The organism is Cupriavidus sp. H18C2, assembly GCF_049393795.1.
In the GTDB taxonomy this organism is placed as follows: Bacteria; Pseudomonadota; Gammaproteobacteria; order Burkholderiales; family Burkholderiaceae; genus Cupriavidus; species Cupriavidus pauculus_C.
Window position 1 is genome coordinate 957,712 of sequence record NZ_CP186011.1, and the last position, 19,789, is coordinate 977,500.

Consider the following 19,789-nt stretch of genomic DNA (forward strand, 5'->3'; position numbering starts at 1 on the left):
CCGCCGCCGACCTTAGAGATTGATACCGTGAACCTGTCCGATATTGCGGTGGTCGCCACCACCGCCACCAAGACTGTCTCCACCACCTGCCCGTACTGCGGCGTGGGGTGCGGGGTGCGCGCCACGCTGCGCGCCGACGGCCAGGTTGAAGTCCAGGGCGATGCCGACCACCCGTCGAACTTCGGCCGCCTGTGCGTGAAGGGGTCGGCGCTGGGCGACACCGTCGGCCTGGACGGCCGGCTGCTGCACCCGCAACTGCGCCAGCCCGACGGATCGCTGCGCCGCGTGAGCTGGGACACCGCGCTGGGCAAGGTGGCCAGCGGCTTTGCCGACATCGTGGCGCGGCACGGCCCGGACGCCGTGGCGCTCTACGTGTCCGGCCAGATCCTGACCGAGGACTACTACATCGCCAACAAGCTGATGAAGGGCTTCATCGGCTCGGCCAATATCGACACCAATTCGCGCCTGTGCATGTCGTCGGCCGTGGCCGGCCACAAGCGCGCGTTTGGCGAGGACCTGGTGCCGTGCAGCTACGACGACCTGGAACAGGCTGACCTGGTGGTGCTGGTGGGCTCCAACACGGCGTGGTGCCACCCGATCCTGTTCCAGCGCCTGACGCGCGCCAAGGAAGCGCGGCCCGGCATGAAGATCGTGGCCATCGACCCGCGCCGCACCGCCACGTGCGAGCTGGCCGACCTGCACCTGCCGCTGCGCGCCGGCACCGACGTGCGGCTGTTCAACGGCCTGCTCGGCTATCTGGCGCGCCAGGGCCATGCCGATGCCGCGTTCGTCGATGCCCATACCAGCGGGCTGGACACCGCGCTGGCGGCCGCCGATGCCGACGGCACCGACCTCGACGCGCTGGCCCGCGCGTGCAAGCTCGACCCGCAGGACGTGCGCACGTTCTTCGAACTGTTTGCCGGCACCGGCAAGGTCATCACGGCGTTCTCGATGGGCGTGAACCAGTCGTCGTCGGGCACGGACAAGGTCAACGCGATCATCAACTGCCACCTGCTGACCGGCCGCATCGGCCGCCCCGGCATGGGCCCGTTCTCGCTGACCGGCCAGCCCAACGCGATGGGCGGCCGCGAGGTGGGCGGCCTGGCCAACATGCTGGCCGCGCACATGGAGCTGGCCAACCCGGTCCACCGGGACATCGTGCAGGATTTCTGGCAGTCGCCGCGCATGGCCGACCAGCCGGGCCTGAAGGCCGTGGACCTGTTCCGCGCCATCGAGGCCGGCCAGGTCAAGGCCGTCTGGGTCATCGCCACCAATCCCGTGGTCAGCCTGCCTGATGCCGACCAGGCGCGCCGTGCGCTGGCAAAGTGCGAACTGGTGGTCACGTCCGACGTGGTCACGCATACCGACACCAACGACGCCGCCCACGTGCTGCTGCCCGCGCTGGGCTGGGGCGAGAAAGACGGCACGGTGACCAACTCCGAGCGCCGCATCTCGCGCCAGCGGGCGTTCCTGCCCGTGCCCGGCGAGGCGCGCGCGGACTGGGACATCCTGTGCGACGTGGCCCGCCGCATGGGCTTTGCCGGCTTCGACTACGCCAGCCAGCACGAGATCTTCGACGAGCACGCGCGGCTGTCGGCCTGGCGCAATGGCGACGCCGACGCCAGCGAGGCGCCCCGCATGTTCGACATCGGCGGGCTGGCCGGCCTGGCCCGACGCGACTACGACGATTTCGTGCCCGTGCAGTGGCCGGTGCCAGGCGCCACGGTCGCCGGCACCAGCCGGCTGTTCGAGGATGGCCGCTACGCGTTCCCCGATGGCCGGGCGCGGTTCGTGCCGACGGCGTCGCGCGCCCCGGCGCATGCCGCCGACGACGAATTCCCGCTGATCCTGAACACCGGCCGCGTGCGCGACCAGTGGCACACCATGACGCGCACCGGCAAGGCCGCGCGGCTGGCCGACCACCTGCCCGAGCCGTTCGTCGACATGCACCCGCAGGACGCGCTGCTGTGCGGCGTGGGCGAAGGCAAGCTGGCGCGCGTGACCAGCCGCTGGGGCGCCATGGTGGCCCGCGTGCGCTTTGGCGGCGGCATTCCGCGCGGCAGCGTGTTCGTGCCGATCCACTGGAACGACCAGTTCAGTTCCGATGCGCGCGTGGGCGCCGTGGTGAATCCGGTGGTCGACCCAGTCTCGGGCGAGCCCGAGTTCAAGCACACGCCGGTGCGCGTGGAGGAATTCCGCGTGTCGTGGCACGGCTTTGTGCTGAGCCGCCGCGCGCTGCCCGCCGAGGCGCTGACGTACTGGACGCGCGTGCAGGGCCGCCAGTTCCAGCGCTATGAATTCGCCGGGCGCGAGCACGTGGCCGACCGCGCCGCCTGGGCCCGCGCGCTGCTGGGCGTGCAGGACCCGGATGCCGACTGGCTGGAATACGAGGACCGCACCGCCGGTGTCTATCACGCCGGCTACGTGGTCGACGACCGGCTGGAGGCATGCGTGTATGTGTCCACCCGCGCCGAGCTGCCGTCGCGCGCGTGGCTGTCGCAGCTCTTCGGCCAGGACCGGCTGGAAGACGGCGACCGCATCGGCCTGCTGCTGGGCCAGCCGCTGGAAAAGACCGCCGATGCCGGCCCTACCGTCTGCTCGTGCTTTGGCGTGGGCCGCAATACGATCTGCGACGCCGTGCGCCAGCACGACCTGAAATCCACGGCCGAGATCACGGCCTGCGTGAAGGCCGGCGGCAACTGCGGATCGTGCGTGCCGGAGCTGCGCAAGCTGCTGGCCGAGATTCGCATCGTCGAGGCCGCCGAAGCCGCCTGACATCGGCATCGGACGCACACGGCGCGGCAGCCATGCGGCTCTCGCGCCATTTTTTCCGTCGATTTCTTGACAATTCGTCCAGTGTTATACAAACTGTCCAGCATCGTTTTTCATCGCCGATGCGTCCCGCCATGCCAGAACGGACCCCGGAGCAGCGCCTGCTGCTCGAACAAGTGAAGCAGATAGCCGACGGGCTGGGCCAGACGCTGGCGCCGTTCTGCGAGGTCGTGCTGCACGACCTGCTGGAGCCGGGCCAGTCGATCCTGGCGATCCACAACAACCTGTCCGGCCGCGCCGTGGGCGACCCCACCACCGAGCTGGGCGAGGCCCGCATCACCGATCCCGGCTATCCGCAGATCCTGGCCAACTATCCGAACCAGTTTGCCGATGGCCGGCAGGCCAAGAGCACGTCGATCGGCATCAAGGACAGCACTGGCCGCTACGTGGCCGCGCTGTGCATGAACGTGGACCTGACGCTGTTCCGCAGCCTGCAGATGGCGATGGGCCAGTTCGTGCAGACCACCGCCGAGGGCCCCGAGGAAACGCTGGACCCGGCCAGCACCGAGGCGCTGCGCGCCCGCATCGACGCCTTTGCCGCGCGGCTGGCCACCACGCCGCGCGCGCTGAAGATCGAGGACCGGCGCGCGCTGCTGGCCGAACTGAAGGCCGGCGGGCTGCTGGAAGTGCGCCGGGCCATGGAAACCATCGCGGCCCACCTGGGGGTGTCGCGTGCCACCGTCTACACCTATGCCCGCTGACCGCGCCGCCGCGCAGCTGCTGCTGCTCGACAAACATGCCGTGGAAGCGGCGCTGATTCCCGACGACGTCGTGGCGGCCGTGCGCGAGGCGTTCGTGCTGCACAGCCACCGCGAAGGCCGCGTCTTTCCGCTGATCCGCGAAACGCTGCACACCGGCGGCGTGTTCGGCATCAAGGCCGGCGACGTGGGCCGGCAGAACCTGCTGGGCTTCAAGGCCGCCGGGTTCTGGCCCGGCAACCGCGAGCGCGGCGGCGAACCGCACCAGGCGACCATCATGCTGGTCGACCCCGGCACGGGCCGGCCGCTCTGCATCCTCGACGGCAACGCGATCACCACGGCCCGCACCGGCGCGGCCGGCGGCATCGGCCTGCAACGGCTGGCCCGGCCAGACAGCCGCCGCGTCTGCGTGTTCGGCACCGGCGTGCAGGCGCGCGTGCAACTGGCGTACGCGCTGGCGCTGCTGCCGTCGCTCGCCGAGGTCAGCTACGTGACCGCCAGCGGCGCGCCAGACGCCCGCTTCGAGGCCGAGTTCGCGGCCAGCCTGGGCGGCCGTGGCCGCATCGCCCACGCGCCGGACCGCAATGCCGCCGTGGCCCAGGCCGATGTGGTCATCACGGCCACGCCGGGCGGCGGCGCGCTGTTCGACGCCGACGCCGTGCAGCCGGGCACCCACCTGACCTGCGTGGGCGCCGACACCACCGGCAAGCGCGAGCTGCCGGACGGCGTGCTGGCGCGGGCCACGGTGATTGCCGACGACCTGGACCAGGCGCGCCGCATCGGCGAATGCCAGTGGGCGCCGGACCTGCACTGCATCGAACTGGGCGACCTGCTGACCGGCGCCGCCACGTTCGCGCGCCAGCCCGACGACATCACCGTGTTCGACATGACGGGCCTGGCGCTGCAAGACCTGACCGTCGCGCGCTTCCTGCACGAACGGGCCCTGGCCGACGGCGCCGGCACGCGCCTGGCCTGGCCCTGGTAACCGATTTCCTCCCGCGTCCATCCGCTCCCGACCATCATGACGACCCTGCCCCTGCCCACCTACGCCGACGTCGAAGCCGCCGCCGAACGCATTGCCGGCTACGCCAACCGCACGCCGGTCCATACGTCGCGCACGCTCAACGACCGGCTTGGCGCCGAAGTGTTCTTCAAGTGCGAGAACTTCCAGCGCATGGGCGCGTTCAAGTTCCGCGGCGCCTTCAACGCGCTGTCGAAGTTCACGCCCGCGCAGCGCCAGGGCGGCGTGGTGGCGTTCTCGTCCGGCAACCACGCCCAGGGCATCGCGCTGTCGGCCCGGCTGCTGGGCATGCCGGCCACGATCGTGATGCCGGCCGACGCCCCGGCGCTCAAGATCGCCGCCACCAAGGGCTACGGCGCCAACGTGGTGATCTACGACCGCTACACGGAAGACCGCGAAGCCATCGGCCGCGACCTGGCGGAAAAGCACGGCATGACGCTGATTCCGCCCTACGACCATCCGGACGTGATGGCCGGGCAGGGCACGGCCGCCAGGGAACTGTTCGAGGATGTGGGCACGCTTGACGCGCTGTTCGCGCCGCTGGGCGGCGGCGGGCTGCTGTCGGGCACGGCGCTCGCCACGCGCGCGCTGGCGCCGCAATGCGAGCTCTACGGCGTGGAGCCGGAAGCCGGCAACGACGGCCAGCAGTCGTTCCGCAGCGGCAGCATCGTCCACATCGACACGCCCAAGACCATCGCCGACGGCGCCCAGACGCAGCACCTGGGCCAGCACACGTTCCCGATCATCCAGCGCGACGTCAACGACATCCTGACCGCCACCGACGCTCAACTGGTCGACGCCATGCGCTTCTTTGCCGAGCGCATGAAGATGATCGTCGAGCCGACCGGCGCCCTGGGCCTGGCCGCCGCGCTGCAGCAGGCGGACGCGCTCAAGGGCAAGCGCGTCGGCATCGTCATCAGCGGCGGCAACGTCGATATCGCGTGGTTTTGTGAGTTGATGAAGCGGTAGGGTTACCGCCCCGCCAGCCTGGGGGGCTCCCCTACACCTCTTCCGACGGCTGCGCCCTGGCCACCGCCACGATCGGCTCGCGGTCGAGCTGCATGAAGATCCAGGCCGACGCTGACGTGATCAGGCCCACGCAGATGAACGTCGCGTGGAAGGCCGGCAGCACGTCGAAGTGGTGCGAGCCGATGCCGCCCTGGAACGTCGCCAGCAGCGCGCCGGCGGACGTTACCGCCAGGCTCATCGACAGCATCTGCACCATCGACAGCATGCTGTTGCCGCTGCTGGCCGTCACGCCGCTCAGGTCCTTCAGCGTCACCGTGTTCATGGCCGTGAACTGGATGGAGTTCACGGCGCCGAAGATCGCCATCATGACGATCACCAGCGGCAGCGGGCGCTCGGGCGAGATCAGCGCGAACGACGCCATCACCAGCCCCACCACGAACGTGTTGGTCACCAGCACCTTGCGGTAGCCAAAGCGTTCGATCAGGTGCGTGGCCAGCCGCTTGGACGCCATGCCGGCCACGGTCACCGGCACCATCATCAGCCCGGCGTTGAACGGCGAGTAACCCAGGCTCAACTGCAGCGTCAGCGGAATCAGGAACGGCATGGCGCCGTTGCCGATCCGCGCGAACAGGTTGCCCAGCAGCCCCACGCTGAACGCGTGGATGCCGAACAGCTGCAGCGGAAACAGCGGCGCCGCGCTGCGCCGGGCGTGGAACACGTAGGCGGTCAGCGCGGCCATGCTGGCAATCAGCAGCATCAGCACCGTGGCGTGCTGGAAGCCCATGCCGGCCAGCCCGTCGAGCGAGAACGACAGCGTCACCATGGCGATGGCCAGGAACGCATAGCCGGCGATGTCAAAGCGCCCGATGCCGGGCAGCCGCGCGTTGGGCATGTAGCGCACCGTGGCCACCGCGCCAATCAGCCCCACCGGCACGTTGATCAGGAAGATCCAGTGCCAGGAGAACGTCTGCGCGATCCAGCCGCCCAGCGTCGGCCCGATCAGCGGCCCGATCATGCCGGGGATGGCCACGAAGCTCAGCGCCTGCAGATACTGCTCGCGCGGGAACGTGCGCAGCACCGACAGCCGCCCCACCGGCAGCAGCATCGCCCCGCCCGCGCCCTGCACCACGCGCGCCGCGGCCAGCAGCGGCAGCGTGGGCGCCCAGGCGCACAGCAGCGACCCCAGCACGAACAGGCCGATGGCGGTCTGGAAGATCGTGCGCGTGCCAAAGCGGTCGGCCAGCCAGCCCGACGCCGGGATGATGACCGCCATCGTCAGCGAGTACGCGATGACCACCGACTGCATGCGCAGCGGGCTCTCGCCCAGGCTGCGCGCCATCGACGGCAACGCGGTGTTGACGATGGTGGAGTCCAGCGTCTGCATGAAGAAGCCCACGGCCACCACCCACAGCATGATGCGCAGCTTGGGGTCCTGGGGCGTGGAGACGGTATCGACGGGGGGCGGGGCTAACGGCATGGCGGCGCGCGGAAGGCGGCTAAAACCGCAACCTTAGGCGGGCGATGGCCGCATGGCAAGCGCGCGGCACGATCATCGCCCATTCGCGGCTCCCGGCCCGGTCACATCGACGCCCGCAGCCCGACGAAGAAGCGCCGCCCCGGCGCCGGCTCGTAGTATCTGCCATTGGCTTCATTGACGATGACCGAGCCGATGTAGTGCCGGTCGGCCACGTTGTCGATCCGGCCGAACACGTAAAGCTGCGTGGCGCCCACCTTGAACGTGTAGCCGGTCTTCAGGTTGATGGTGAGGTAGCCGGGCGCGGCCTGCGTGTTCAGGTCGTCGGCGTAGACCTTGCTGTCCGCGCGGGCCTCCACGCCCACCATCCACTGGCCCCACGGCCGGTACGTGACCTCGGCGCCCAGGCTGTGCCGCGCGGTGCCCGGCAGCCGGTTGCCGGCCGCCACGGTGGCGCCCTGCGCGTTGACGAACGATTCGCCGAAATAGGCCGACAGGTAGGTGTAGCCCAGCCCGGCCGCCAGCCGCTCGCCCGGACCGAACGCGCCGCGCCAGCCCAGTTCCAGCCCGCGCCGGCGCACGCCGTCCACGTTCTGGTAGACCGTGCGGCCGGCATCGTTGGCCAGCGGCACCACCTCGGCGTGGCTGTCGGCATCGAACAGCGCGGCCTCAAGCCGCTGGCTGCCCGACTGCCATTTCACGCCGATCTCGCCCTGCCGGCTCGTGGACGCCTGCAGCCCCAGGTTGGCCCCGACGCCGCCCGGGCCGTAGGCCACCTCGGTCAGCGTGGGCGTCTCAAAGCCGCGCCCCAGGTTGGCGTAGACGTTGAGCGACTCCATCGCATGCCAGACCACGCCCAGCACCGGGCTGACGTTGTGGTACGTGGACGTGCCGCTGTCGTCGGGGCTGGCGGCGGTCACGAAATGGTCGTCGATGCGCAGCCGCACCCTGCTGGCCCGTACCCCGCCCACCAGTTCCCAGGCCGGATGCACGGTCCAGTTGAATTGCGCGAAGGCGCCGTAGTCGGCCGCCTCGTCGGTCTCGTCGCGGCGCAGCGCGCCCTGCTGGCCGTTGTCGTTGACGTAGCCGTGGCGCCCGTCGCGCATGGCGTTGGCCTCGATGCCGGCTGTCCATTGCAGCGGCAGGCCGTTGGCCGTGGTCTTGCGCGTCCACGTCAACGCGCCGCCGCCGTAGGTGCGGTCCAGGTCGACGATGCCGCCCGCCGACGTGGGCGCCGCGCCGCTGAAGCCCAGCCGCTGCGTAAGCTGCCGGCCGCCGCCGTAGAGCCGGAAGTTCAGGCTGTCGCGCTCGGTCAACTGGTGCTCGACGACCACCCCGGCCTGGGTCTGCTCCACGTCCTTGCCGGTGTTGAACTGGGTGGCGGCCGGCACCGACTGGCGCGGATTGGCCTCGGCCTGCGCGCGCGTCAGCCCCAGCGGGTCTTCGGCCAGCGGCTGGTTGAAGTAGTTGAACTGGCCCGTGACCCTGGTGCCCGTGGCGGGCCGGGCCACGATCTTGGCGTTGAGCTGGTAGCGCCGCGCGGCGCTGTGGTCGCGGTAGCCGTCGGTCTGGTAGGTCCAGGCATCGAGCGTGCCGCCCAGGCGGTCGTTGCCGCCGCCCAGCGTCACGCCGGCCTGCCACTGGCCGTCCGACCCGAAGCCGGTGGACGCGCGCCCGGCAAACCCCTGCGTGGGCGGGTCGGGCGTGAAGACCTGCACCACGCCGCCCGACGCATTGCCGTACATCTGGGCAAACGGCCCGCGCAGGATTTCCACGCGGCTGGCGTTGGCCAGGTCGAACGTCGACGACTGGCCCTGCCCGTCCGGCATCGTCGCCGGAATGCCGTCGACAAACAGCCGCACGCCGCGCACGCCGAACGTCGACCGGCTGCCAAAGCCGCGCACCGCGATCTGCAGGTCCTGCGAATAGTTCTGGCGGTCGCGCACGGCGATGCCGGGGCTGGTCAGCGTCAGCTCGGACAGGTTGACCAGCGGCGACGTGGCCGTAAACGGGTCCACGGCGATGCTGTCGATGGCGGCCGGCGCGTCGAAGCGCCGCTGCTCGTTGCGGCTGGCGCTGACCACCACGTCGGGCAGCGCCGCCTCTTGCGCGCTGGCCGGCACGGCCGGGGTCATGGCCAGCGGCACCGCCATCCAGGCGGCCGGCCGGCGCCCGAGCGCGGCCAGCAGTGCGGTACGCAGTGCGGAAGTCTGGGTCCTGCCGGCAGCGTGCATGGGGGCGCGTCCCGAAGATAGACACCTCGCACGCGCGGATTGCGCGTGGCGCCTAGTCTACTCCCGGCCATCGGGCCCGCGCCGTCGGGCGCACGCTGACAGCGCGGCGGCGTGGCGCCCGGGCGTCAGATTGATGATGCGCCGTGGCCGGCGCAATGCTACCCTCTGGTGCCGCCGCACGCTGTCTGGCGCGGCCGGCGCAAACCTTCGGCCCCCATCCCTGCCAGATGAGAATCCTTATCGTTGAAGACGACCCCATGCTCGGCGATGGCCTGCATCGCGGACTGAAGCTGATGGGGCATGCCGCGGACTGGTTCCGCACGGCGGCCGAGGCCGACCGCGCCATCGCCGCCATGCACTACGACGCCGTGCTGCTGGACCTGGGCCTGCCCGACGAGGACGGCGTGACGATGCTGCTGCGCTGGCGCAACCAGGGGCGGCATACGCCGGTGGTCATCCTGACCGCGCGCGACGCCGTGCAGGACCGCATCGGCGGGCTCGACGCCGGCGCCGACGACTACCTGATCAAGCCGGTCGACCTCGACGAACTGGCCGCGCGGCTGCGCGCCGTGTCGCGCCGGGCGGCGGGCATGCTGGAGCCAGTCTGGCGCCACGGCCCGCTCGAATACCATCCGGCCGCGCGGCTGGCGGTCTGGCACGGCAAGTCCGTGGACCTGACCAGCCGCGAGTCGATGCTGCTGGAACTGCTGCTGACCCATCCCAACCGCGTGCTGACGCGCGAATTCCTGCGCGACAAGCTCTACGAATGGGAGAAAGGCTCGGAGAGCAACACGCTCGAAGTCCATATCCATCATCTGCGCCGCAAGCTCCATCCCGGCATCGTCCGCACGCTGCGCGGCGCCGGCTATACGCTGGGCACGGTGGATGCGCTGGCGGCACCGGCCCCCGACGCTGGCGACAGTGGCGACCATGGCGACGGTGGCGCAGGCGGGGCCCCCGCATGACGCTGCAACGGCGGCTGATCCTGGTCGTCCTGCTGACCGTCTTCTTTGCCTGGGTGGTAACCAGCGTGCTGGTCTTCCGCAACGCGCGGATGGAAGTCAACGAACTCTACGACACCGCGATGGTGCGCATGGCCCAGCAGATGCAGGCCGTGCTGCCGCTGGTGCAGCCGGGTGCCATCCACCAGCCGCCCCCTGGCGGCTACGGCACCGGCAATGCCGAGGTGGGCGATCTTGGCGCGGCCGGCCTGGGCGACCTGGCGATTGCCGCGTGGCGCGCAAACGGAGAGCCGCTGCACATCGACCCCGACGGCGACCGCCTGCCCCGCCTGCCGCAGGTGGCCGGCTTTACCGACCGCACGCTCGACGCCCGCGCATGGCGGCTGTACTACCTGGAAGACCCGGTGGACGGCTGGCGCGTCTGCGTCGGCCAGTTGATGGCCGAGCGCGAGGAACTGGTGGTGGCCTACCTGCAGGCGCAGGTGCTGCCGTGGGCGCTGGGCCTGCCGCTGCTGACCATGCTGCTGATCCTGGGCATCCGCCGCATGCTGCGGCCGCTCACCGACATCTCGCAAGCCATCGCCACGCGCGCGCCGGGCGATCCCACGCCGATTGCCGCGCATGGCGTGCCGCGCGAGCTGATGCCGCTGGTCCAGGCGATGAACCGGCTGCTGGACCGCGTGTCAGCCCTGCTCGAACGTGAACGCCGCCTGACCGCCGATGCCGCGCACGAGATGCGCACCCCGCTGGCCGCGCTCAAGGCGCAATGGGACGTGGCGCGCCGCTCGGCCGATGCGGACGAACGCGCGCAGGCCGCCGTCAAGGTCGAGGCCGGCATCGACCGCCTGAGCCACCTGGTGTCGCAACTGCTGACGCTGAGCCGGCTGGAGGATGACACCACGTCGCCCGCCCGCGCGCCGGTGGACTGGCGCGAGGTGTCGCGGCAGGTGCTGTCCGATTGCCTGCTGCTGTCCGAGCGCCGGCAGGTCGACATGGAAGTGCTCTGGCCGGCGGACGGCCGCCCGCCGCTGGACGTCTGCGGCGACGGCACGCTGCTCGGCACCCTGCTGCGCAACCTGATGGACAACGCGCTGCGCTACGGCCCGGCCGGCTCGGTCGTCACGCTGGCGTTCGAGCCGGACCGCATCGTCGTGGCCGACCGCGGGCCCGGCGTCGACCCCGCGCATCTGGAACGGCTGGGCCGGCGATTCTTTCGCGGCGGCGGCCAGCAGGAACAAGGCACGGGGCTGGGAATTTCGATTGCGCGGCGCATTGCCGAGCTGCATGGCCTGACCATCGACCTTGCCAACCGCCCGGCTGCCGACGGCACGGGACTGGTGGCAACGATCCGGCCCGCCACCACGGGGAGAAACAAGCGTTGAGCGCCGTCTGGGAAGTGTTCGCCGTGTTCCTGCGCCTGGGCCTGACCTCGTTCGGGGGGCCGGTGGCGCATCTGGGGTATTTCCGTACCGCGTTCGTGGCGCGGCGGGGCTGGCTCAGCGAGGCGGCGTATGCCGATATCGTCGCGCTGTGCCAGTTCCTGCCCGGGCCGGCCAGCAGCCAGGTCGGCATGGCCGTGGGCCTGTCGCGCGCGGGCTATGCGGGCGCGCTGGCGGCGTGGATCGGCTTCACGCTGCCGTCGGCCGTGGCGCTGATCCTGTTTGCCTACGGGCTGTCGCACTTCGGGCAGGCCGTGCCGGCCGGCGCGCTGCACGGGCTCAAGGTGGCGGCGGTGGCGGTGGTGGCGCAGGCTGTGTGGGGCATGGCGCGGTCGCTCTGCCCCGACGCACCGCGCCTGACGATGATGACGCTGACGGCGGTCGTGGTCGCCATCGCGCCCTCGCCGGCCTGGCAGGTCGGTGCGATGGTCGTGGCCGGGCTGGTGGGCGCGCGGCTGTTCCGCACCGCCCAGGCCGCGCCGCACGAGCCGTTGTCGGTGCCGGTCAGCCACGGCTTTGCGGTGCTGTGCCTGGCCGTGTTCGCGGTGCTGCTGGTGGGCCTGCCGTTCGCGGCCCGCGAATCGGGCAGCCACGCGCTGGCGCTGGTCGACGCGTTCTACCGCGCCGGCGCGCTGGTGTTCGGCGGCGGCCACGTGGTGTTGCCACTGCTGCAGGCCGCCGTGGTGCCGCCGGGCTGGGTCGACAACGACACGTTCCTGTCCGGCTACGGCGCCGCGCAGGCCGTGCCCGGCCCGCTGTTCACGTTCGCGGCCTTCCTGGGCGCGGCCAACACGCTGGCACCGAGCGGCTGGGCTGGCGGCGCGCTCTGCGTGCTGGCCATCTTCGCCCCGTCGTTCCTGCTGGTGTTCGGCGCGCTGCCGTTCTGGGAGCGGCTACGCCGCCAGCCGGCCACGCGCGCGGCGCTGGCCGGTGTCAACGCGGCCGTGGTGGGCCTGCTGCTGGCCGCGCTCTACCAGCCGGTCTGGACCAGCGCCGTGCAGGGCCCGGCCGATTTCGCGCTGGCGCTGCTGGCGCTGACCGCGCTGACGGCGTGGCGTGTGCCGCCGTGGGCCGTGGTGGCGGGCTGCGCGCTGGCCGGGTGGGGATGGCAGGCGGCGGGGTTCGCCTAGCCGGCAGCCAACGATGCGCGGCGTGCGCCGGTTCATCCTCGCAGCGGGCACGGGCGTGGCGATCACGCTGGCGGTGGCTGGCTGCGGCGTGGCGCCGGCCGCGATGGCGTCGCCACCGGCCGCCCGCATCGCGGTGGTCGAGCAGGAATGGCACACCGACGTCTGCCTGCGCACGGCCGACGCCGACGCCCCGCTGCAACGCCTGGCGGCCGGCTATCGCGACCCGATGTTCCTGTGCTTCGGCTTTGGCGACCGCCAGTACTTATTGGATACCGCACCTGGCCCGCTGACGCTGCTGTCGGCCCTGCTGCCCGGCGACGGCGCGATCCTGCTGACGCTGCTGCGGGACACCCCGGCCGCCGCGTTCGGCGCCGACAAGGTCGTGGAACTCGACATCGACGCGCCGGGCCTGGACCGGCTGCGCGCGTTCCTGACCGACGCCGTGCGCACCGACGACGCCGGCGCGCCGCGGATGCTCGGCGACGGCCCGTATCCCGGCGGCCGCTACTTTGCCGCGACGGCGCGCTACAACGGCTTCTACACCTGCAATACCTGGACGGCCGACGCGCTGCGCGCGGCCGGCATTCCGATGCACGGGCCGGTGCTGTTCGCGGGCGGCGTCATGCGGCAGGTGCGGGCGGTGCGGGCAACACAGACGGGAAGCGAAACGGCCCCCTGACAGGGGGCCGGCGAAAGCCCGATCCGGGCGGATCGGGCAGGCGGGACAAGCTGATCAGCTGCGATCGAATCGGTCGAGGTTCATGACCTTGACCCAGGCGTTGACGAAGTCCTGGACGAACTTCTCTTTGCTGTCGTTCGAGCCGTAGACCTCGGCCACCGCGCGCAGCTCGGCGTTCGAGCCGAACACGAGGTCGACCGGCGTGGCCTGCCAGCGGACCTTGCCCGTGGCGCGGTCCTGGCCTTCATACAGGCCCGGCTGCTTTGCCGACTTCGACCACTTGGTCGACTGGTCGAGCAGGTTCACGAAGAAGTCGTTGCTCAGCGTGCCGGGACGATTCGTGAACACGCCGTGCTTCGACCCGCCGGCATTGGCGTCCAGCGCGCGCAGGCCGCCCACCAGCACCGTCATCTCGGGCACCCGCAGGTTCAGGTAGCTGGCGCGTTCCACCAGCATCTCGGTGGGCGCGCGGTGGCTCTGCTTGCCGTAGTAGTTGCGGAAGCCGTCAGCCACCGGCTCCAGCACCGAGAACGACTGCACGCTGGTCTGCGCCGCCGAGGCGTCCATCCGGCCCGGCGTGAACGGCACCTTGACCTTGTGGCCGCCCTTGCTGGCCGCTTCCTCCACGGCCGCCGAGCCACCCAGCACGATCAGGTCCGCCAGCGACACCTTCTTGCCGCTGGCCTGCTGCGCCGTGTTGAAGTCCGTCTGGATCGCCTCCAGGCGCTTGAGCACCTTGGCCAGTTCCGCCGGGTCGTTCACGGCCCAGTCCTTCTGCGGGGCCAGCCGGATCCGCGCGCCATTGGCACCGCCGCGCATGTCGGTCACGCGGAAGGTGGCGGCCGACGCCCACGCGGTGCGCACCAGTTCCGGAATCGTCAGGCCCGATGCCAGGATCGTGGTCTTGAGCTTGGCCACGTCGTTGTCATCGACGAGCTTGTGGTCGACCTTGGGGATCGGGTCCTGCCAGATCAGGTCTTCCTTGGGCACCTCGGCGCCCAGGTAGCGCGACTTCGGCCCCAGGTCGCGGTGCATCAGCTTGAACCACGCGCGGGCGAAGGCGTCCTCGAACTCCTTGGGGTTTTCCAGGAAGCGCTTCGAGATCTTGCGGTACTCGGGGTCCATCTTCAGCGCGATGTCGGTCGTGAACATCATCAGCTTGTGGCGCTTCTTGGGGTCGTGGGCGTCCGGCACGAAATTGGCGCTCGCATTGTTCTTCGGCACCCACTGGATCGCGCCGCCCGGGCCGCGGGTGGTTTCCCACTCGAAGCTGTAGAGCCAGGTCAGGAATTCGTGGGTCCAGCGCGTCGGGTTGGTCGACCAGGCGCCTTCCAGGCCGCTGCTGACCGTATCCACGCCCTTGCCCGTGCCGCACTTGCCGGTCCAGCCCAGGCCCTGCTCTTCCAGCCCGGCGGCGGCGGGCTCCTTGCCCACGCAGCCGGCCGGCTTGTAGGCGCCGTGTGCCTTGCCGAAGGTGTGGCCGCCGGCGATCAGCGCGACGGTGTCCACGTCATCCATGCTCATGCGGCCAAAGGTCTCGCGGATTTCCTTGGCCGATGCCAGCGGATCGGGCTTGCCGCCCGGGCCTTCCGGGTTCACGTAGATCAGACCCATCTCGCTGGCTGCCAGCGGCTTTTGCAGCGCGCCCTTGGCGTCGGTGCGCTTGTGGGCCAGCATCTTCTTCTCCGGGCCCCAGTTCACCATCTCGGCTTCCCAGTCATCGACCCGGCCGCCGGCGTAGCCGAACGTCTTGAAGCCCATTTCTTCCAGCGCGACGTTGCCGGCCAGCACCATCAGGTCGCCCCACGAGATCTTCTTGCCGTACTTCTGCTTGATCGGCCACAGCAGGCGGCGGGCCTTGTCCAGGCCGACGTTGTCGGGCCAGCTGTTGAGCGGCTCGAAGCGCTGCTGGGCGCCGTTGGCGCCACCCCGGCCGTCGAACGTCCGGTAGACGCCCGCGCCGTGCCAGGCCATGCGGATGAAGAACGGGCCATAGTTGCCGAAGTCGGCCGGCCACCAGTCCTGCGATGTCTTCATCAGCACCGCGATGTCACGCTTCACCGCCTGCAGGTCGAGCGACTTGAACTCTTCGGCGTAGTTGAACGCCTTGCCCATCGGGTCCGACTCGGCCGAATTGAAGCGCAGCGGGCTCAGGTCCAGTTGCTCGGGCCACCAGAAGCTGTGGGGCGTCACGTCGGTCTTGGCCATCAGCGGCGTGGTGGCCAGCGCGGCAGACACCGCCACGGCGAGCATAGAAACTCTTAATGTTTTTCCGATGTTCATGGAGGAAATGACTCCTTGTAGTGGGTTGCAATTGCCGCTGCCGCCACGCAAATGAATCCATATGCGACGGCGATGCCCTGCGATCAGCGCGGGATATATCGTTGATTTCCTATTCGACTTCTGCAGATACCGGATCTGGAATGGGAGAAGCCAAGGCGACCGAACGGAAATGTTCTCGCACTCTACGAGGGCCCACGAATTGGAGCCATTCAATGATTTCAATGAAGCAAATAACCCAAATCAATTGGAAAGGGACGCGGCAAATCGGTGCGGTCTCGTGGTATTGCCCGCCAACCCAATGGATACAAGGGTTTCAGGCCGGATAACCGCCTTATCCTCGACTGAATAGGGACGCCATTTCCCCCTCGTCATCCCCAGATCGACCGGTTTCCGCAAAATAATCCGAACATGATTATTGACGGTTATCAATTGCAACGTTTTGGTGAGAAGTTTCTGATGCGCCAGATACACAATTCCTAAATGCTATCGGAAATACAGGCGCAAACAGCCGGCCGGAGAGACCGGTTATGGCGAACGGAGAACGGGATTTTCCGGCGGATCCGCCGAAGGAATGGGCTACGAATGCGACGCCCGAAGGGCAAGGCGGAAAAACAAGTAGAGCCGTCCTGACAGACGGCCCTACGTCCCCGCGTACTTTGCTGCAATTCGCCGCCTGCCCACCCTGGTGCCTCTGTGGGCGGCCATGGGCGATGTCTGGCAGGCTGGCGAGTCGGCCCGGCGGCAACCCCTCCGGTCGCTTTCTGTTCCCGACTTGTTCAGCGGGGCCGACGAGATGACATTCTGACGATGAAATATTTCGGAAATAAGAAGCGCGAAGGCACGTTACCGCACAAATGTCCGCAATCACAGACAAAGGCAACTTTCGCGGCGTCATTCAATCACTAGAATGAATCGGTCGATTCAGTCCAGTCACCCCTCACCGGAGCCGCGATGAAGCGCCACACCCATGTCGTAACCGAGACCACGGCCGACGGCCTGGCCGCCCTGCTCTACCACATCGCCCACGGCGCCAGCCAGGGCCAGCTCGACCCGGAGTTCGTGCGCAAACTGTGCAAGCGCGTGGACAAGGAAATCGAGGCCATGGAAGATGCCGACAAGCTGACGGCGCCCGACCGCGAGCGGCTGCAGCACGCCGTGTCGACGCTGCGCAATACCGCCGATGCCGAGGAAGGCGCGTTGCTGACGCGCGCGCTGGAACGGCTGCGCTCGGTAGACGGGCAGGCCGCCCGGTCCGCCCCAGCCTGACGCCGGGTCAGATCCAGCCCCCCAAAGCAGAACGCCCCTCCTCCCGCCAAGTCGGGTGAGGGGCGCTTTGTTATCCGGCAGGGGCGGGGGGAAAGGCCCCGTCTGCCGGTGTCTCCCTGCTTAGAAGCGGTGACGGATACCGACGACGGCGCCGGTCTGGTTCGAACCCGGAACGACCGGGGCCGAGCTGCTCATCGACAGTGCCGACGTGCCCTTGTTCTTCGTGTAGCCAACGTTCAGGTAGGCGTCCGTGCGCTTCGAGAACGCGTAGTCGGCCGACAGCACGAACAGCCACGGGTCGTTGCCGCTGTTGTGGGTGTCCGTGTAGTAGGCGGCGCCCGTCAGCGACAGGGCCTGCGTCACGCGGTACAGGCCGCCCAGCCAGTAGACGTTGTTGCGCACCGAGGCGGTCGTGGCCGAGGCCACGCCGTCGTCACGCATCCAGCGGTAGCCGGCGAACACCTTGGCCACGCCCAGGTCGTACGAACCGCCAACGGCCCAGCGCTTGACGGCGCGGTCGTCGGTGGCAACCGTGTTGCCCTGGTACTGGTCGTAGGCGGTGCCGATCGAGAACGGGCCGGCGTTGTAGGCCAGGCCGGCGCCGAAGTTGCGGCCAACCTTGTAGTTGCCCGGCACTTCGGTGCTGTTGGCGACGGTCGAATCGCGGCCCGTGCTGTAGAAGGCCGTGGCGGTCAGGCCGCCGAACTTGCCGGTGTACTTCAGCGCGTTGTCGGCGCGGCCGTTGAAGGCCGAGTCAACCGAGTTCAGCGAGTACTTCGGGCCCACGCCCATCGGGTCGTAGGCGCCGAACAGGTCGTACAGCGAGTTCTGCTGGCGACCCAGGGTCACCGAGCCGAACGTGCCTTGCAGGCCCACGAAAGCCTGGCGGCCGAACAGGCGGCTGCCCTGGCCCGACGTGCCGGTATCGATGTCGAAGCCCGACTCCAGCGTGAAGATGGCCTTCAGGCCGCCGCCGAGGTCTTCGGCGCCGCGCAGACCCCAGCGCGAACCGGACATGTTGCCCGAGCTGACCATGGCCTTGCTGCCATTGGCCGCGGCGGTACCCGAGTGGTTGGCGAATTCGATACCGGCATCGGCGATACCGTACAGCGTCACGGAGGTGGAGGACTGTGCCGACGCCACGCCGGAGAGTGCGCAGGTACCCGCGGCCGCCAGGGCAAATAGTGCTTTCTTCACTGTGAGTTCTCGTATTTGTTAAGACATTGAGATGCTTCCCGCCCACCAGCGTCAGAATCTGACCTGCGCGAACGCGCTGCCGGATTTCGAAACGATGGCCTCTGGGTGCGGGCGAATTGTTTCAGGGAATTATGAAAGCCATGTGTCTGTTGCGTCTCAGCAACGGTGGCCGATGCCCCACGTTGGGGGGAAGCGGGCGCGGCGGCCCTGCAGAATTCGGGTTTTCCCGACCCGCCTTTTGGTAGGATGCACACTTTTCTTGAACGGCATTTGACAGGTCCGTGACGGTGCGCGCGCCGGACCTGCCATGCCCGCGTCAATGTCCCTGCCCGACTACACGACCCACATCGCCCCCCGGCTGGCCCGGCTGCGGCAGCATCTGCGCCGCCCGAGCCGGCGCACCGTGCTGCTGGCCCTGGCCGGGCTGCCCGCCCTGCTCCTGCTCTATGTCCTGCTGCTGGTGCCGTTCACGCCAGGCATCAGCGACATCCGCAAGGCCAAGTCCGAGCAGCCGGCGCAGGTGCTGTCGGCGGACGGCAAGGAACTGGCGGTCTACCGCTGGGCCAACCGCGACTGGGTCAAGCTGGCCGATATCTCGCCCAACGTGGTCAATGCGCTGATCGCCACCGAAGACCACCGCTTCTACCAGCATTTCGGGCTCGACTGGCGCCGCACGGCATCGGCGGCGCTGCACACGTTCTCGGGCGACCGCCAGGGCGGGTCGACGATCACCCAGCAGCTTGCGCGCAACCGCTATCCGGACGACATCGGCCGGGCTCCCACGCTGACGCGCAAGCTCAAGGAGGCGATCACGGCGCTGAAGATCGAGGCGCTCTATTCGAAGGACGAGATCCTTGAGACGTACCTGAACACGGTGCCGTTCCTGTACAACGCGTTCGGCATCGAGATGGCCGCCCGGACCTACTTCGACAAGCCGGCGGACAAGCTGGACGTGCTGGAGGCCGCCACGCTGATCGGCATGCTCAAGGGCAACAGCTACTACAACCCCGTGCTGAACCCGCAGCGCGCGCTGGAGCGCCGCAATATCGTGCTGGCGCAGATGGTCAAGCGCGGCAAGCTCGACGCCGCCCGCTACGATCAGCTCAAGAAGCGTCCGCTGCGGATCGACTTCGAGCGCCAGGTGGAGGAACCGGGCCCGGCTGCCCACTTCGCGCAGCAACTGCGCAAATGGCTGATCGCCTGGGCCGACCGCAACGACTACAACCTCTACACCGACGGGCTGGTGGTCCACACGACCATCGATTCGCGGTTGCAGGCCATGGCCAACCTGGCCGTGGCGCGCCAGGGCAACCAGCTCCAGTCGATTGCCAACGCGGCCTGGGCGCCGCGCGCCGGCTGGGCCGAAAGCCGCGCGCTGGTGCAGCAGTTCGTGCGCGAGACCCCGGAATTCCGCGCCGCCGTGGCCGGCGGCCAGCCCGAGGCCGACGCGCTGCAGCACCTGATGCGCGACAACACGTTTATGCAGGCGCTGCGCCAGAGCAAGACGCGCGTGCAGGCCGGCTTCCTGGCGATGGACCCCGCCACCGGCGAAGTCCGCGCCTGGGTGGGCAGCCGCGATTTCACCGTGGACGCCTTCGACCACGT

The 19,789-nt window shown here is 69.3% G+C and carries 14 protein-coding genes (1 of these 14 cut by a window edge); 10 read left to right on the forward strand and 4 right to left on the reverse strand.

The window, feature by feature from the left end; all coding sequences use genetic code 11:
* Positions 1 to 27 precede the first annotated feature (27 nt).
* From EPAKOI_RS20885 to EPAKOI_RS20900, 4 genes are all read left to right on the forward strand, one after another.
* Complete coding sequence (locus EPAKOI_RS20885) at positions 28 to 2,775, forward strand: molybdopterin-dependent oxidoreductase (protein ID WP_423194523.1); 2,748 nt, start codon at positions 28 to 30, stop codon at positions 2,773 to 2,775.
* A 131-nt stretch (positions 2,776 to 2,906) separates the two neighbouring features.
* Positions 2,907 to 3,533 carry a helix-turn-helix transcriptional regulator gene (locus EPAKOI_RS20890; protein WP_124686393.1) on the forward strand — a complete coding sequence of 209 codons (627 nt, stop codon included), beginning with the start codon at positions 2,907 to 2,909 and terminating at the stop codon, positions 3,531 to 3,533.
* Positions 3,523 to 4,515: an ornithine cyclodeaminase family protein gene (locus EPAKOI_RS20895; protein ID WP_423194524.1), complete on the forward strand. Its 993-nt coding sequence runs from the start codon at positions 3,523 to 3,525 to the stop codon at positions 4,513 to 4,515. Before EPAKOI_RS20890 ends, EPAKOI_RS20895 begins: the two co-directional genes overlap by 11 nt.
* A gap of 36 nt (positions 4,516 to 4,551) precedes the next feature.
* On the forward strand, positions 4,552 to 5,520 hold the full coding sequence (locus EPAKOI_RS20900; protein ID WP_423194525.1) for a threo-3-hydroxy-L-aspartate ammonia-lyase: 969 nt from the start codon (positions 4,552 to 4,554) through the stop codon (positions 5,518 to 5,520).
* A 31-nt stretch (positions 5,521 to 5,551) separates the two neighbouring features.
* On the opposite strand, the gene mdtD is transcribed toward EPAKOI_RS20900, so the two are convergent.
* Both mdtD and EPAKOI_RS20910 read right to left on the reverse strand, forming a co-directional pair.
* Positions 5,552 to 6,997: a multidrug transporter subunit MdtD gene (mdtD, locus tag EPAKOI_RS20905; RefSeq protein ID WP_423194526.1), complete on the reverse strand. Its 1,446-nt coding sequence runs from the start codon at positions 6,995 to 6,997 to the stop codon at positions 5,552 to 5,554.
* Between the two features lie 101 nt (positions 6,998 to 7,098).
* Positions 7,099 to 9,147: a TonB-dependent receptor family protein gene (locus EPAKOI_RS20910; RefSeq protein WP_423194552.1), complete on the reverse strand. Its 2,049-nt coding sequence runs from the start codon at positions 9,145 to 9,147 to the stop codon at positions 7,099 to 7,101.
* 308 nt (positions 9,148 to 9,455) lie between these two features.
* Here EPAKOI_RS20910 and EPAKOI_RS20915 point away from each other — a divergent pair, with 308 nt between their 5' ends.
* Genes EPAKOI_RS20915 through EPAKOI_RS20930 form a run of 4 tightly spaced genes read left to right on the forward strand, consistent with a single transcriptional unit; the run spans position 9,456 to position 13,438 of the window.
* Complete coding sequence (locus EPAKOI_RS20915; protein WP_423194527.1) at positions 9,456 to 10,193, forward strand: response regulator; 738 nt, start codon at positions 9,456 to 9,458, stop codon at positions 10,191 to 10,193.
* A complete protein-coding gene (locus EPAKOI_RS20920) occupies positions 10,190 to 11,572 on the forward strand; it encodes an ATP-binding protein (protein ID WP_423194528.1) in 1,383 nt (460 codons plus the stop codon). The genes EPAKOI_RS20915 and EPAKOI_RS20920 overlap by 4 nt, the downstream gene beginning before the upstream one ends.
* Positions 11,569 to 12,759, forward strand: a complete 1,191-nt coding sequence (chrA, locus tag EPAKOI_RS20925; protein ID WP_423194529.1) for a chromate efflux transporter — start codon at positions 11,569 to 11,571, stop codon at positions 12,757 to 12,759. The genes EPAKOI_RS20920 and chrA overlap by 4 nt, the downstream gene beginning before the upstream one ends.
* Before the next feature lie 13 nt (positions 12,760 to 12,772).
* Positions 12,773 to 13,438, forward strand: a complete 666-nt coding sequence (locus tag EPAKOI_RS20930; protein ID WP_423194530.1) for a DUF2459 domain-containing protein — start codon at positions 12,773 to 12,775, stop codon at positions 13,436 to 13,438.
* 54 nt (positions 13,439 to 13,492) lie between these two features.
* On the opposite strand, the gene katG is transcribed toward EPAKOI_RS20930, so the two are convergent.
* The gene (gene katG, locus EPAKOI_RS20935) at positions 13,493 to 15,691 is read right to left on the reverse strand and encodes a catalase/peroxidase HPI (protein WP_423194531.1); all 2,199 of its coding nucleotides are present in this window, start codon (positions 15,689 to 15,691) and stop codon (positions 13,493 to 13,495) included.
* Positions 15,692 to 16,672: 981 nt separating this feature from the next.
* Here katG and EPAKOI_RS20940 point away from each other — a divergent pair.
* Positions 16,673 to 16,987 (forward strand): hypothetical protein, encoded by a 315-nt coding sequence (locus tag EPAKOI_RS20940; protein WP_124686383.1) that lies wholly within the window; start codon positions 16,673 to 16,675, stop codon positions 16,985 to 16,987.
* 120 nt (positions 16,988 to 17,107) lie between these two features.
* Here the strand turns inward: EPAKOI_RS20940 and EPAKOI_RS20945 are convergent, their stop codons facing one another.
* Positions 17,108 to 18,184: a porin gene (locus EPAKOI_RS20945; protein WP_313835965.1), complete on the reverse strand. Its 1,077-nt coding sequence runs from the start codon at positions 18,182 to 18,184 to the stop codon at positions 17,108 to 17,110.
* Between the two features lie 307 nt (positions 18,185 to 18,491).
* Between EPAKOI_RS20945 and EPAKOI_RS20950 the strand changes: the two genes are divergently transcribed.
* Positions 18,492 to 19,789, forward strand: the 5' portion of a protein-coding gene (locus EPAKOI_RS20950) for a penicillin-binding protein 1A (protein WP_423194532.1). The gene runs 1,309 nt beyond the window's last position; the window shows 1,298 of its 2,607 coding nt (coding positions 1-1,298); the start codon lies at positions 18,492 to 18,494; the stop codon falls past the right edge of the window.

Bases quoted from the DNA above. Each gene is read 5' to 3' on its own strand.
- EPAKOI_RS20890 (WP_124686393.1), top strand. From the start codon at position 2,907: ATGCCAGAACGGACCCCGGAGCAGCGCCTGCTGCTCGAACAAGTGAAG.
- EPAKOI_RS20895 (WP_423194524.1), top strand. From the start codon at position 3,523: ATGCCCGCTGACCGCGCCGCCGCGCAGCTGCTGCTGCTCGACAAACAT.
- EPAKOI_RS20900 (WP_423194525.1), top strand. From the start codon at position 4,552: ATGACGACCCTGCCCCTGCCCACCTACGCCGACGTCGAAGCCGCCGCC.
- mdtD (WP_423194526.1), bottom strand. From the start codon at position 6,997: ATGCCGTTAGCCCCGCCCCCCGTCGATACCGTCTCCACGCCCCAGGAC.
- EPAKOI_RS20910 (WP_423194552.1), bottom strand. From the start codon at position 9,147: ATGGCGGTGCCGCTGGCCATGACCCCGGCCGTGCCGGCCAGCGCGCAA.
- EPAKOI_RS20915 (WP_423194527.1), top strand. From the start codon at position 9,456: ATGAGAATCCTTATCGTTGAAGACGACCCCATGCTCGGCGATGGCCTG.
- EPAKOI_RS20920 (WP_423194528.1), top strand. From the start codon at position 10,190: ATGACGCTGCAACGGCGGCTGATCCTGGTCGTCCTGCTGACCGTCTTC.
- EPAKOI_RS20930 (WP_423194530.1), top strand. From the start codon at position 12,773: ATGCGCGGCGTGCGCCGGTTCATCCTCGCAGCGGGCACGGGCGTGGCG.
- katG (WP_423194531.1), bottom strand. From the start codon at position 15,691: ATGCTCGCCGTGGCGGTGTCTGCCGCGCTGGCCACCACGCCGCTGATG.
- EPAKOI_RS20940 (WP_124686383.1), top strand. From the start codon at position 16,673: ATGAAGCGCCACACCCATGTCGTAACCGAGACCACGGCCGACGGCCTG.